11 protein-coding genes are annotated in these 13,645 nt (G+C 70.8%); 4 read left to right on the top strand and 7 right to left on the bottom strand.

The features are described from left to right. The 3 genes from Tther_RS05540 to Tther_RS05530 form a co-directional block, all read right to left on the bottom strand. Window positions 1–2,897, bottom strand: a 2,897-nt coding sequence (locus tag Tther_RS05540; RefSeq protein WP_143901729.1) for an error-prone DNA polymerase, incomplete at its 3' end; no start/stop codon positions are given. Next, on the bottom strand, window positions 2,894–4,222 hold the full coding sequence (locus Tther_RS05535) for a DNA polymerase Y subunit UmuC family protein (RefSeq protein ID WP_143901727.1): 1,329 nt from the start codon (window positions 4,220–4,222) through the stop codon (window positions 2,894–2,896). The genes Tther_RS05540 and Tther_RS05535, both read right to left, overlap by 4 nt. Continuing rightward, window positions 4,164–4,913: a hypothetical protein gene (locus Tther_RS05530; RefSeq protein ID WP_143901725.1), complete on the bottom strand. Its 750-nt coding sequence runs from the start codon at window positions 4,911–4,913 to the stop codon at window positions 4,164–4,166. Before Tther_RS05530 ends, Tther_RS05535 begins: the two co-directional genes overlap by 59 nt. Window positions 4,914–5,092: 179 nt before the next feature. On the opposite strand from Tther_RS05530, the gene Tther_RS05525 reads away from it, so the two are divergent. After that, window positions 5,093–6,319 (top strand): DesA family fatty acid desaturase, encoded by a 1,227-nt coding sequence (locus tag Tther_RS05525; protein WP_143901723.1) that lies wholly within the window; start codon window positions 5,093–5,095, stop codon window positions 6,317–6,319. Between the two features lie 128 nt (window positions 6,320–6,447). Here Tther_RS05525 and rpmG read toward each other — a convergent pair whose 3' ends face one another. The 3 genes from rpmG to trxB form a co-directional block, all read right to left on the bottom strand. Further along, window positions 6,448–6,618: a 50S ribosomal protein L33 gene (rpmG, locus tag Tther_RS05520; protein ID WP_143901721.1), complete on the bottom strand. Its 171-nt coding sequence runs from the start codon at window positions 6,616–6,618 to the stop codon at window positions 6,448–6,450. Window positions 6,619–6,638: 20 nt separating this feature from the next. After that, window positions 6,639–6,872 (bottom strand): 50S ribosomal protein L28, encoded by a 234-nt coding sequence (gene rpmB, locus Tther_RS05515; RefSeq protein WP_043698877.1) that lies wholly within the window; start codon window positions 6,870–6,872, stop codon window positions 6,639–6,641. A gap of 234 nt (window positions 6,873–7,106) precedes the next feature. Further along, the gene (trxB, locus tag Tther_RS05510) at window positions 7,107–8,057 is read right to left on the bottom strand and encodes a thioredoxin-disulfide reductase (RefSeq protein WP_143901719.1); all 951 of its coding nucleotides are present in this window, start codon (window positions 8,055–8,057) and stop codon (window positions 7,107–7,109) included. Between the two features lie 93 nt (window positions 8,058–8,150). Between trxB and Tther_RS05505 the strand changes: the two genes are divergently transcribed. Beyond that, window positions 8,151–10,625: a DNA translocase FtsK gene (locus Tther_RS05505; RefSeq protein ID WP_143901717.1), complete on the top strand. Its 2,475-nt coding sequence runs from the start codon at window positions 8,151–8,153 to the stop codon at window positions 10,623–10,625. A gap of 74 nt (window positions 10,626–10,699) precedes the next feature. Beyond that, window positions 10,700–11,365 (top strand): outer membrane lipoprotein periplasmic chaperone LolA, encoded by a 666-nt coding sequence (gene lolA / locus Tther_RS05500; RefSeq protein ID WP_143901715.1) that lies wholly within the window; start codon window positions 10,700–10,702, stop codon window positions 11,363–11,365. Between the two features lie 47 nt (window positions 11,366–11,412). On the opposite strand, the gene Tther_RS05495 is transcribed toward lolA, so the two are convergent. Continuing rightward, the gene (locus Tther_RS05495; protein WP_143901713.1) at window positions 11,413–12,024 is read right to left on the bottom strand and encodes a LysE family translocator; all 612 of its coding nucleotides are present in this window, start codon (window positions 12,022–12,024) and stop codon (window positions 11,413–11,415) included. 69 nt (window positions 12,025–12,093) lie between these two features. Here Tther_RS05495 and Tther_RS05490 point away from each other — a divergent pair, with 69 nt between their 5' ends. Then, window positions 12,094–13,413 (top strand): replication-associated recombination protein A, encoded by a 1,320-nt coding sequence (locus Tther_RS05490; protein ID WP_143901711.1) that lies wholly within the window; start codon window positions 12,094–12,096, stop codon window positions 13,411–13,413. Window positions 13,414–13,645 lie beyond the last annotated feature (232 nt).

Here is a 13,645-nt window from a genome sequence, read left to right as displayed (position 1 = left end):
CAGTCGCGCACTTGCTGGCCGTCGCCGTAGATGGGCAGCGGCTTGCCCGCCAGGGCGTTGACGATCATCAGCGGAATGAGCTTTTCCGGAAAGTGGTAGGGCCCGTAGTTGTTGGAGCAGTCGGTGGGGGCGTCGGTCCCCGCGGCGCTGGGTATGGCCGGGCAGGGCGCGGCGCGCTCCAGGGCCAGCGGCGCATGCCAACCCGCCACCGTCCACCACTGTTGGCGGCGGTGTCCGGCCAGCCCCTGCAGCGCGTCGGCCTGCGCCAGGGCCTGCAAGGCGGGGCGGTCCAGGGCGGCACGGCGTGCCAGGTCGTCCACACTGCGCAGCGGCTGCGCCTGCCGCGCCGCCACCACGCGCCGGCCCGCGGCCTCGCCCAGCCCCTGCACCAGCCGCAAGCCCAGCCGCACGGCCGGGTCGGGGGTGGCGCCTGCGGGCTCCAGCGTGCAATCCCAGTCGCTGATCTGCACGTCCACCGGCAGCACGCGCACCCCGTGCCGCTGGGCGTCTTGCACCAGCTGCGCCGGGGCGTAAAAGCCCATTGGCTGGGCGTTGAGCAGCGCGGCCAGAAACGCCGCCGGCTCGTGGCACTTGAGCCAGGCGCTGGCGTAGGCGAGCAGCGCAAAGCTGGCCGCATGGCTTTCGGGAAATCCGTAGCTGCCAAAGCCGCGGATCTGACGCACGATGGCGTGGGCGAAGTCGGGGTCGTAGCCGCGCTTGGCCATGCCGTCGAGCAGCCGTTGCTCGAAGCGCTCGAGCTCGCCCGGGCGCCGCCAAGCGCCCATGCTGCGGCGCAGCGCGTCGGCCTCCTCGGCGCTGAAGCCCGCGGCCAACATGGCAATTTGCATCACCTGTTCTTGGAAGATCGGCACCCCCAGCGTGCGCTCGAGGGCCGCGCGCAGCTCGGGGCGCGGCAGCGGCAGCGGCTCGCCCCGGCGCTGGCGCTCGCGGGCGGCCAGGTAAGGGTGGACCATGCCACCCTGGATCGGCCCCGGCCGCACGATGGCCACTTGCACCACCAGGTCGTAGAAGCAGGCCGGGCGCAGGCGCGGCAGCATGCTCATCTGCGCCCGGCTCTCGATTTGAAAGACGCCCACCGTGTCGGCGCGTTGGATCATGGCCAACGTGGCAGGGTCCTCGGGCGGGATGTCCGCCAGCGCAAACGGTCGGCCGCGCCGCTGGCTCACCAGTCGCAGGGCGCCCTGCAGCGCGCTGAGCATGCCCAGCGCCAGCACATCCACCTTGAGCAGGCCGAGTGCGTCGATGTCGTCTTTGTCCCACTCGATGACGGTGCGCCCCGGCATGGCGGCTGGCACCACCGGCACGGTGTGGGTCAGCGGCTCGCGCGTGAGCACGAAGCCCCCCGGGTGTTGCGAGCGGTGCCTGGGTGCACCGACCAGCGCCTGGGCCAGCGCCAGCCAGTGCTGCACGGCCGGATCGTCCGCGCGCAGCCCGGCGGCCGCCAGCGCCGCGGGTGGCAGGTCCTGCGGGGCCTGGTGGCGGCACTGGCGCGCCAGCGCGTCCACGGTCTGGGCCGCAAAGCCCAGCGCCTTGCCCACGTCCCGGATGGCGCGGCGGCCCTGCCAGCGGATGACGCTGGCGGCCAGGGCGGCGCGCTCGCGCCCGTATTTGGTGTAGAGGTACTGGATCACCTCCTCGCGGCGCTGGTGCTCGAAATCCACGTCGATATCCGGCGGCTCGGCGCGCGCGCGGCTGATGAAGCGCTCGAAGAGCAATGTGTGGCGCGTGGGATCGACTTCGGTGACGCCCAGGCAGTAGCAAACCGCGGAATTGGCTGCCGAACCGCGGCCCTGGCACAGGATGCCGCGCTCGCGCGCAAAGCGCACGATGTCGTACACGGTCAAAAAGTAGTGTTCATAGCCGAGTTCGGCGATCAGCGCCAGCTCGTGTTCCAGTTGCGCCTGCACCGGGGCGGGCGTGCCGTGGGGGTAGCGCTGGCGCGCGCCGGCCTGCACCAGCGCGCGCAGGTGTTGCGTCGGGGTGTACCCGGCCGGCACGACTTCGGGCGGGTACTCGTAGCGCAGCTCATCGAGCGTGAAGGTGCAGCGCGCGGCGATCTCGCGTGTGGCGGCGATCAGCGCCGGGTCGAAGCGCTGCGCCCAGCGCGCGACGGGCCACAGGTGGGCCTCGGCGTTGGCGCTCAGGGCCAGCCCGCAGGCGCTCAGCGGGCGCTGCAGCCGGATCGCGGTCAGGGTGTCGAGCAGGGGCTGCTCGCCCGGGTGACGCATGCGCACCTGCGGTGCGGCCACGGCGGGCAGGCCGCTGCGCCGGGCCGCCGCCATCAGGCGGTGCTGCCAGGCGGCGTCATCGAGCCGTCCGTCGGCGCTCACGCCCAGCCAGACCCGCTCGGGGCCGCGCGCGTGCAGCCAGTCGGCCAGGGCGCGCAGACCGGCGTCCCAGGCGGTATCGTCGGCCAGCGGCAGCGCCCAGGCCCAGGGCACGGCCATCAGCAGACAGCCGGGCAGCTCGGGCACGCGGTCGGCGTCGGTGTGCAGGGGCAGGGCCTGGGGGTCGCCCGGGGCCGCTGCATCGGCACGGGGCGTTGGGTCGCCACCGGTGGTGGCCTGGCGCAGCCGGCTGATCCAGGCGCTGATGTGCCCATAACCCGTGCGGTTGGCCGCCCAGGCCACCAACGTAAAGCCGCCGCCCGGCAGCGCCGGCCAGCGCACCCGCCAGTGGCTGCCGATGCACAACGGCAGCCCGCAGCGGCGCGCGGCCAGGTGCGCTTGCACCACGCCGCCCAGGGTGTTGTCGTCGGTCAGGCCGATGGCCGCATAGCCCAAGGCCTGGGCATGCTCCACCAGCGCCTGGGGGCTGGAGGTGGCGCGCAGCAAGCTGTAGTGGCTCAACGTCCACAGGGCGGCGGGTGCGCTCATGCGTACACCCCGGCTAGCGACCAGCGCGCGGTGCCATCGCCGCCACGTTGCCGCCGCAGCCACCAGCAGCGTCCATCGAGTGTGGCGGCCACATACAGCGCCTGCTCGGTGGGGGTGTCCCACCACCCCGTGCGGATGCGCTGTGGCCCGAGCAGCCGCCGCAGGGGCTGGCCATGCAGCCGTGGCTGCTCATCGGGGCCGGTGTCGAGGGGCAGCGCCTCGGGCAGCCACCAAGGGGGTTCCCACAGGCTGGCCAGGGCCAGCGCGGTGTCGGGCGCACCGCTGCTGGTGCGTGTCGCGGTGCCCGGGGCGGCGGCGTCGGGCACGCCATCGGCCTGCATGGGGCCCCAGGTTTGGCGCCGCGCCGGATCCCAATGCGCCGTGCAGCGCACGCCCTGCACCCGCTCCCGCCCCAGCCGGCTGGACAGGCGCGCCAGCAGCGCCTCCCAGTCCAGGGCGCCGTCGGTCGTGGTGCCGGCCAGCCAGTCGGCGGTGGGGGCCGACCACGGGGCCAGGTGCACGGTTTCAATCCACAAGCCTTCGACGGCGGCATCGAGCCGGGTGCGGGCCAGGGCGTCTTGCAACAGTTGGCGCAGCAGCGTGGCATCCCGCAGCGGGCGGCGGTGGCGAAAGGTCAGCGCGTCGGCCGCGGGCTGGCCGTGCCAGCCCAGGCGCCAGTGCAGCACGCCGGCCTGCCGCTGCTGCAGCCAGGCCACCATGCGCCCGATCAGCCGCTGTCCCGCAAAGGCCAGGGCGCTGGTGTCGCCGGTGGGGGCGGGCAGGGCCAGCGTTTCGTGAAAGCGCGCCGGTGCCGCCCAGGCCGGCTGCACGAACGGGGCCTGCCCGTACAGCACATCCAGCGCATGGAGCAAACCGGGGGCGGTGCGGCGGGCCAGGGCCGCGCGCGGGCAGCGCCGCAGCTCACCCAGGGTGCGCAGCCCGGCTGCGGCGAGCAGCGGCTGGTGCGCGTGGGCTGCGGGCAGGCGATCGAGCGGTAGCGCGTCCAGGTGCTGCGTCCAATCCGGCCCCAGCACCCAGCGGGCACCGCCCGTGGCCGGGGTGTCGAGCGCCAGTGCCAGGGCCGCCAGCGCCGTTGGGGCCGCACCCAGCCGCCCCCAGCCCTGCGCGCCGCCCTCCTGCTGCAGCCGCTGCAGCAGCGCGTCGCGGCCGCCAAACAGCCGCTGCGAGCTGCTCAGCTCCAGCAGCCACCCGCCCGCGTAGGCCACGGGGTGCGGCCCATAGCGGGCCAGCCAGGGCGCGGCCGGGTCAGGCGCGCACGAGGCGCAATGGGGCAGACAGGCGATCCACAGGGGGCGAGGGGGCATCGGGGTTGGCCTCCGCATCCGAAGCAGGGTGGGGGTCGCACAGGCGCTGCAGCGGCAACGGCTGTGCCAGCCAGATCGGGGTGGACAGCGGCGGGCCGCGCCGTTTGCGGATGTGCACCGCCACGCCGGTGGCGTCGCCCGCGCTGGCCTCCAGCCGCAGGGGGGCGACAGACGCGGGCAGCGTCGCGCTGCGCGGGTACGTGGCCAACACCCATGGCGCGGGCCATGCGCCCGGCAGCGCGGCGTGGCGCTGCGCCGCCGCGGCCGCCAGTTGCAGCCGGCGCATGCCGCTGGCGCTGGGGCGCCGCAGGTGCACCCAGCACAGGGCCACGTCGGGGCAGCGCAGCGATTGCTCCGCAGACCACAGCGCATCCTGGTCGGTGGCGGTCTGCACGCGCACCCATCGCCGCGGGGTCACGCCCTGCGCGACCCAGGCGTGCACGTTGGGCTCCAGCGGCAGCCCAATCAGCACCAGCGGCCCTTGCGCGGCGGCTGCACGCAAGGCCGGCAGCAGCAACCGCCAGGGCAGGGCATCAGGCTCCAGCGCGCATTCGATCAGGCTGCCCAGTGGCCAGCCCTGCCCAGGCAGCGCGGCGTCGAGTGCCGGCCAACCCGTCGGCACGGTGGGCCAATCGGCGGGGCCGACCTGATCGGCCCACCAGACATCGGGATGCAGCGGCAGCGGTGGCATGCCATAACTGTACAAAAAAACAGTATTGCCGTGTGCCGCGCGCGCTGCCATGGGCCGGGGCGGGGGCTCAAGGGTGGGTTGGTCCGCCGAACGGTGCCGCAGGGCCTTGGGAATGCGGCGCGTCAGCCCTACAATGGTCATACCGGCCACAGGGGTGGCGGTTTTGACAAAGGGATTGCATGTCTGGATTCGAGTCGGCCTGGAACATCGTCATTGACTTCCTGGCCCAGGGGCTCACCGCAGCCTCGTGGTGGCAGATCGTTCTGTTCACGCTGGTGCTCACGCACCTGACCATCGTCAGCGTCACGCTGTTTTTGCACCGCCACCAAGCGCACCGCGCCCTGGATCTGCATCCGGCGGTGTCGCACTTCTTCCGCTTTTGGCTGTGGCTGACCACGGGCATGGTGACCAAGGAGTGGGCGGCCATCCACCGCAAGCACCACGCCAAGTGCGAGCAGGAGGGCGACCCGCACAGCCCGCAGGTCTTTGGCATCCGCAAGGTGTTCTGGGAAGGCGCGGAGCTCTACCGCGCCGAGGCCAAGAACGAGGAAACCCTGCGCCGCTATGGCCACGGCACGCCGGATGACTGGATCGAGCGCCACCTGTACACGCGCCACTCGCGCCTGGGGGTGAGCCTGATGCTGATCTTGGACGTGGCGCTGTTTGGCGCCGCCGGGTTGGCGGTGTGGGCGGTGCAGATGGTGTGGATACCGTTTTGGGCGGCCGGGGTCATCAATGGCATTGGCCACTACTGGGGCTACCGCAATTTCGAGGCGCCCGACGCCAGCACCAACGTGTCGCCCTGGGGCATCATCATCGGCGGGGAGGAGTTGCACAACAACCACCACACCTACCCGACGTCGGCCAAGTTTTCGGTCAAGCCTTACGAGTTCGACATCGGCTGGGTGTACATCCAGGCGCTGGCCAAGCTGGGGCTGGCCAAGCCCAAGAAGGTGCCGCCCAAGCTGGCCTTTGGGGACGTCAAGCCGGTGCCCGACGAACAGACGCTGGAGGCGATCGTGGCCAACCGCTACGAGATCATGGCCCGCTATGCGCGCCAGATGCGTGCCGCCATGCGCGCCGAGTGGGAGACGCTGCGCGCCAAGACCGGCGACGAGTCGCTGTTGAAGCTGGCGCGCCGCTGGCTGCACCGTGACGACGACAAGGTGCCTGCCCCGGTGCGGGCCCAGTTGCAGCAGGTGCTCTCGATGGCCCCCACGCTGGCCAAGATGCACGCCATGCGCGAGGAGCTGCGGCAGCTCTGGTCCAACACGGCGCTCACGCGCGAGCAAATGGCGCGCGAGTTGCAGGCGTGGATCCACCGTGCCGAACAAAGCGGCATCCAGGCGTTGAGCGAGTTTGCCCAGCGCCTGCGCGCCGCCCGCATGGCGCCGTCAGCCGCCTAAGCGCCGGGCGGGGGCGGTGGTCCCCGCCGCTTGCCGGCGTTCGCGCACCCAACAAAAAACGCCAGCATGTGCTGGCGTTTTTTGTGGTGTGGGGGAAACGTTGGCCAGCCACCAGGGCCGGCCTGGGCTCACTTGAGCTTGGTTTCCTTGTACTCGACGTGCTTGCGCGCCACCGGATCGAACTTCATGAACGACAGCTTGTCCGGCGTCGTCTTCTTGTTCTTGGTGGTGGTGTAGAAGTGACCGGTACCCGCGGTGGATTCCAGCTTGATCTTTTCGCGTCCGCCTTTGGCAGCCATGATGGACTCCTCTCTCGTAATCAGGCCTGACCGCGCGCACGCAGGTCAGCCAGCACGGCATCGATGCCGACTTTGTCGATCAGGCGCAGCGCCGCGCCCGAGACGCGCAGACGCACCCAGCGGTTTTCGCTCTCGACCCAGAAGCGGCGGGTTTGCAGGTTCGGCAGGAACCGGCGCTTGGTTTTGTTGTTGGCGTGGGAGACGTTGTTCCCCACCATGGGCTTTTTGCCCGTGACTTCGCACACACGTGCCATGTTGGTCACTCCAATCCAATATCGCCCGCCGGGTCGCCCCGGCCGGCACCTCGCCCGCGTCCTGTGCTGTGCCGCCTGCCACACGTGGAGTGCCTCGTCTGGACAATACACGGCGTGTGGACGGCTCCGGCTCGCGGGCGGCCCATTGCGGCGGCCCGCATGTGACAGGCCCCATGGGCCAGCCCAAGCCGCAGCAAACCTAAAATTATACCGGCAAGCGCGCCCGGCCGGTGGTCAGCGCGGGTTTTGCTCCAAAAAACGCTGGGCGTCGAGTGCGGCCATGCAGCCGGTGCCGGCGCTGGTGATGGCCTGCCGGTACACGTGGTCCTGCACGTCACCGGCGGCAAAGACGCCGGGCACGCTGGTCATGGTGGCCATGCCCTCGTGTCCGCCGCGGGTGATGATGTAGCCGTCCTTCATCTCGAGCTGGCCTTGGAAGATCTGCGTGTTGGGGCTGTGGCCGATGGCGATGAACACGCCCTGCAGCGCCAGTTCCTCGGTGGCGCCGGACGCGACATGGCGGATGCGCACCCCGGTGACGCCCTGCGCGTTGCCCAGCACCTCGTCGAGCACGTGCCACAGCTTGAGCTCGATCTTGCCCTCGCGCACCTTCTCCATCAGCTTGTCCACCATGATGGCCTCGGCGCGGAAGGTGTCGCGCCGGTGGATCAGCGTGACCTTGCGCGCGATGTTGGACAGGTACAGCGCCTCCTCGACGGCGGTGTTGCCGCCGCCGACCACGCACACATCCTGCCCCCGGTAGAAAAACCCGTCGCAGGTGGCGCAGGCGCTCACGCCCTTGCCCATGAACGCCTGCTCCGACGGCAGCCCCAGGTATTTGGCCGACGCCCCGGTGGCGATGATGAGCGCGTCGCAGGTGTAGGTACCGCTGTCGCCCACCAGGGTGAACGGGCGCTTGGACAGGTCCGCCGTGTGGATGTGGTCGAACACGATGTGGGTGGCAAAGCGCTCGGCGTGTTGCTGAAAGCGCTGCATCAGCTCGGGCCCCTGCACCCCGTGCACGTCGGCGGGCCAGTTGTCCACCTCGGTGGTGGTCATGAGCTGACCGCCCTGGGCCAAGCCGGTGATGAGCAACGGCTTGAGGTTGGCGCGCGCGGCGTAGATGGCCGCCGTGTAGCCGGCAGGGCCGGAGCCAAGGATGAGGACGTGGGCGTGCGTGGTCATGCGCCGCATTGTACGAAGGCAAGCCACAGCGCGTCCGGCGACGGGCCGATCCCGGGTTAAGCTAGCGGGTGCCGCTGTTTTGCATTGCCGCCCATGAGCCGATCCGCCAACGCCCTCAATGCCGACCTGGCCGCCCCGGGCCGTGGCTGGCAGCGTTTTGCCCAGGAAGTGGCGCTGCTGCTGGGGGCCATGGTGTTGGGCTTTGGGTTGCTGGCAATGCTCAGCCACGATGCGGCGGACCCCGCCTGGTCCACCTCCGGCACCGGGGTGGGCTACCGCAACTGGGGCGGCCGCGTGGGCGCCTGGGTGGCGGATATCGGCTACACCGTGTTTGGTGCCTCGGTGTGGTGGCTGCTTGCCGCTGGTCTGCGCGCCTGGCTGGGGGCGCTGGCGCGCTGGCTGCGCACACAGCCCGCCGAGGCCGCAGCGCCGGCCACCCCGGCCGCCTGGTGGGCATCCCCCGTGTGGCGGGGGCTGGGGTGGGGCGCTGCGGCAGTGGGGCTGATGCTGGCGAGCTGCGTGCTCGAATGGAGCCGCCTCTACCGCTGGGATGCTTGGCTGCCAGGCCACATCGCCGGCGGCGTGGTGGGCGAACTCGTCGGCCCGCTGGCCTTGCGCTGGCTGGGGGATACCGGCTCGGCCCTGGTCGCGCTGACGTTGTGGGCGGTCACGGTTGCCGTCGTGTTTCGCTTCTCGTGGGCGCAGGTGGCCGAGCGCATCGGCGCGGCGGTGGACCAGTGGATCGCGAGCCGGCGCGAGCGGCGCGAGGTGGACGAAGACGTGCGCATCGGCCGCCGTGCCGCGCGCGAGCGTGGCCGCGAGGAGGCCGCGACCCGTGCCGCGCATCCCCCGCGCGAGGCCCAGGCGCCGCACAGCGCGCCGGATGCGCAACCGCACGGGGCGCAGGCGCCGCTGGCGGACGCGCCAGACACCGCTGCAGCGGCAGCGCCGCCCGATGACCCCGCGCCGCGCACGCCGCCCAAATCCGGCCCCCGCCTGCACATCGAGCCCACCGTCGCCGAGGTCGCGCCCAGCGCCCGGGTGGCGCAGGAGCGTCAGCAGGCGCTGTTCGCCGAAGGGGAGTCACCCCTGCCCCGGTTGGACCTGCTGGATCCGCCTGCGCGCCAGCCCGCCACGGTGGCGCCGGAAACGCTGGAGATGACCAGCCGCCTCATCGAAAAGAAATTGGCCGATTTCGGCGTCGAGGTGCAGGTGGTGGCGGCGCAGCCCGGCCCGGTCATCACGCGCTACGAAATCGAGCCAGCCACCGGCGTCAAGGGCTCGCAAATCGTCAACCTGGCCAAAGATTTGGCGCGCTCGCTGTCGCTGGTGTCGATCCGGGTCATCGAGACCATCCCCGGCAAGAGCCTGATGGCGCTGGAGCTGCCCAATGCGCGGCGCCAGACCATCCACCTCAGCGAGATCCTGGGCTCGCAGGTCTACCACGACGCCAAGAGCCTGCTCACCCTGGGCCTGGGCAAGGACATTGCCGGCCACCCGGTGGTGGTGGACCTGGCCAAGATGCCGCACTGTCTGGTGGCCGGGACGACGGGCTCGGGCAAGTCGGTGGGCATCAACGCCATGATCCTGAGCCTGCTCTACAAGGCCGAGCCGAAGGACGTTCGCCTGCTGCTCATCGACCCCAAGATGCTTGAGCTCAGCGTCTACGAGGGCATTCCGCATCTCATCGCGCCGGTGGTCACCGACATGAAGCAGGCTGCCAACGGCCTGAACTGGTGCGTGGCCGAAATGGAAAAGCGCTACCGGTTCATGAGCAAGCTGGGGGTGCGCAACCTGGCGGGCTACAACGCCAAGATCGACGAGGCCGCCGCGCGCGGCGCATCCATTCCCAACCCGTTTAGCCTGTCGCCCGAATCGCCCGAGCCGCTGGCGCGCCTGCCGTACATCGTGGTGGTGATCGACGAGCTGGCCGACCTAATGATGGTGGTGGGCAAGAAGATCGAAGAGCTGATCGCGCGGCTGGCGCAAAAGGCGCGCGCCGCTGGTATCCACCTGATCCTGGCCACCCAGCGCCCGAGCGTTGACGTCATCACGGGGTTGATCAAGGCCAACATCCCGACGCGCATCAGCTTTCAGGTCAGCAGCAAGATCGACAGCCGCACCATCCTCGACCAGATGGGGGCCGAGGCGCTGCTGGGCATGGGCGACATGCTGTACATGCCGGCGGGCACGGGATTGCCTACACGCGTGCACGGCGCGTTCGTCAGCGATGACGAGGTGCACCGCGTGGTGGCCTTCCTCAAGGAGCGCTACGGCGAGCCCGACTACGTCGAAGACGTGCTCGAAAGCACCGGCGGCGACGGCTTGGGCGGACCCGATGCCATGGGCGAGGGCGAAGCCGGTGGCGAGAAAGATCCGCTGTACGACCAGGCGGTGGCCATCGTGCTGCAGGATCGCAAGGCCAGCATCAGCTATGTGCAGCGCAAGCTCAAGATTGGCTACAACCGCGCCGCGCGGCTGTTGGAGGACATGGAAAAAGCCGGCCTGGTCAGTGCCCTGACCGCCAGCGGCCAGCGCGACATCCTGGTGGGCGGCCGGCCCGAATGATGCCGCGCGCACCCGTTGCGCGTGGCGCAGCGGCGCGCTCGGAACCGCATCCCACCCCCGTCCCTCGAAGCACCATGCACCGACGCAACACCCTGATCCTCCTGAGCACCCTGGCCGCTGCCCTCGCGGGCGCGCTGCCGCGGCTGGTGCACGCGCAAGCCGGCGGGCTGCAGGATTTGGAGGCGTTTTTGGCGGGCGTGCAGCAGGGGCGCGCCAGCTTTACGCAGACCGTTACCGCCCCGCTGCGCGAGGGCGAAACCGTGGCGCGCCAGCGCACCAGCCGCGGCGAATTTGCGTTTTTGCGCCCCGACCGTTTTCGCTTTCACTACACCCAGCCGTTCGAGCAGCTCATCGTGGCCGACGGGCAGACGCTGTGGCTGTTCGACCCCGACCTCAACCAGGTGACGGCGCGCCGCCAGGCCGAGGCGTTGGCCAACACGCCGGCCGCGTTGCTGGCCGCCGCGCCCGATTTGCGGGCGGTGCGCCAGGTCTTCACGCTCGCCGAAGGCGAGGCGGGCGACGGCCTGCGCTGGGTCGAGGCCACGCCCAAGGCGCGCGACGGGCAGGTGCAGCGGATTCGCATCGGTTTTCGCGCCGGGCAGCTCGAAACGCTGGACATCCTCGACAGCTTTGGCCAGCGCTCGCTGCTGCGCTTTGGCCCGCTGGAGCGCGCGGCAGGCTTGACGGCGGCGAGCTTTCGGTTCCAGCCGCCGCCCGGCGCCGAGGTGGTGCGGCCGTAACGGCCGTCTGGGCTGCCGCCCGGCCGCGCAGGCGCCACCGCCCTGGCTCACCCGCGCAGCGGCAGCGCGGCGCCGATGGCCATGAACACGCCGCCGCAGGCTTGGTTGAAGCGCCGCCCGACGCGCCGCAGCCACGGCGTCAGGCGCGACGCGGTGCTCGCGATCACCGCTTCGGTGGCGATTTCGATCACGGCAAAGGTGCCCGCCATCACCACGAATTGCCCCCACAGGCTGCGGTGCGGGTCGATGAACTGCGGCAAAAACGCGGCGAAGAACAGCAACCCCTTGGGGTTGGTCACCGCCGACAGCAGGCCCTGGCGAAACATCGAACGGCGCGAGCGCTGGGCCTGGCTGGCGCGGATGTCCATGCCGATGGGCGGGGCGCGCCAGACCTGCACCCCCAGGTACACCAGGTACAGGCCCCCGACCCACTTCATCACCGTCAGCCACACCAGCGAGGTTTGCAGCAAGGCCCCGATGCCAAACATCGACAGCGCGATCACGATGACGAAGCCCAGCGCCCCGCCACCGATGGTGTAGAACGTGCGCCGGCGCCCGTAGAGCGCACCGTGGGTGAGCGCCAGCAAGCCGTTGGGGCCGGGGGAAAGCGACAGGCCCAGCGCGGCCAGCGCGTAGACGATCCAGGTGTCGAGTGCCATCGGACGCATCGTGCCACTGGCGACGGGCGCGGGTCAAGCGCAGGCCAGCGGCTGCGCGACAATGGCGCCATGGCGTCCGCACCCCATGTCCCCCTGGCCGAACGGCTGCGACCGCGCACGCTGGGCGAGGTCATCGGCCAAGCCCACCTGCTGGGCGAAGGCATGCCACTGCGGCTGGCGTTCGAGAGCGGCCGTCCGCACAGCTGCATCCTGTGGGGGCCGCCGGGCGTGGGCAAGACCACGCTGGCGCGCCTGATGGCGCAGGCGTTCGACGCCCAGTTCATCGCCATCAGCGCGGTGCTCGGCGGGGTCAAAGACATCCGCGACGCGGTGGAGCGCGCCGAGGCCGCCCGCAGCGGCCTGCGGCCACAGCCCACCATCGTCTTCGTGGACGAGGTGCACCGCTTCAACAAAGCCCAGCAGGATGCCTTTTTGCCGCACGTGGAAAGCGGCCTGTTCACCTTCGTTGGCGCCACCACCGAAAACCCGAGCTTCGAGGTCAACGCCGCGCTGCTGTCGCGCGCCACGGTGTATGTGCTGCAGCCGCTGACCGAAGCGGATTTGCAGGCCCTCATCGACCGCGCGCTGGCCACCGGCGAGCTGCCGGCGCTGCAGGCCGAGGCGCGGCAACGCCTGGTGGCCTATGCCGATGGCGACGCGCGCCGCCTGCTCAACACCCTGGAGACGCTGGCGGTGACCGCGCGCGCCCAGGGGCGCACGGCGATCGACGACGCCTGGCTGCTGCGCACGCTGGGCGAGCGCTTGCGCCGCTACGACAAAGGGGGCGAGCAGTTCTACGACACCATCAGCGCCTTGCACAAGAGTGTGCGCGGCTCCGACCCGGACGCGGCGCTGTACTGGTTCGTGCGCATGCTCGACGGCGGGGTCGATCCGCGCTACGTGGCGCGGCGGCTGATTCGCATGGCCAGCGAGGACATCGGGCTGGCCGACCCGCGCGCGCTGCGGCTGGCGCTGGACGCCGCCGAGGTCTACGAGCGCCTGGGCAGCCCCGAGGGGGAATTGGCCCTGGCCGAGGCGGTGGTGTACCTGGCCGTGGCCCCCAAGAGCAACGCCGTCTACACCGCTTACAAAGCGGCGCGCAACTTTGTGGCGCGCGATGGCACCCGGCCGGTGCCGCTGCACCTGCGCAATGCGCCCACCGCGCTCATGAAGCGCCTGGACTACGGCCGCGGCTACCGCTACGCGCACGACGAGCCCGATGCCTTCGCGGCGGGCGTGTGCTACTTTCCCGAGGGGGTGGCGCCGCCGCGCTTTTACGAACCCGTGCCACGCGGGCTGGAGATCCGCATCGGCGACAAACTGGCCGAGCTGCGGCGTCGCAACGCCCAGGCACAGACGCCGCCAGGGCCGAAGCACGGCGACCATTAGTGCATCTAATGCAGCGCCAGTTGTATTGATGAAGCTGCACGGACCGGCTGCCGGATACCCCAACCGCGCGGGTAAACCCTGAGGTTTTGGGCCAGCCTAGGGCAAACACCGTCGCGCGCCGGCGGGGGCCTTGGCTACAATCCCGCCGCCGAACCCGCCCCACGGCCCTGATCGGGCCAAAACTGGCGGGTTTTTTGCTAACCCGTTCGGCCAGCAGTCGCACAGGTTGGTC

Origin of the sequence: Tepidimonas thermarum (assembly GCF_007556705.1) — a bacterium.
In the GTDB taxonomy this organism is placed as follows: Bacteria; Pseudomonadota; Gammaproteobacteria; order Burkholderiales; family Burkholderiaceae_C; genus Tepidimonas; species Tepidimonas thermarum.
This window is presented reverse-complemented; position numbering and strand designations above follow the sequence as displayed.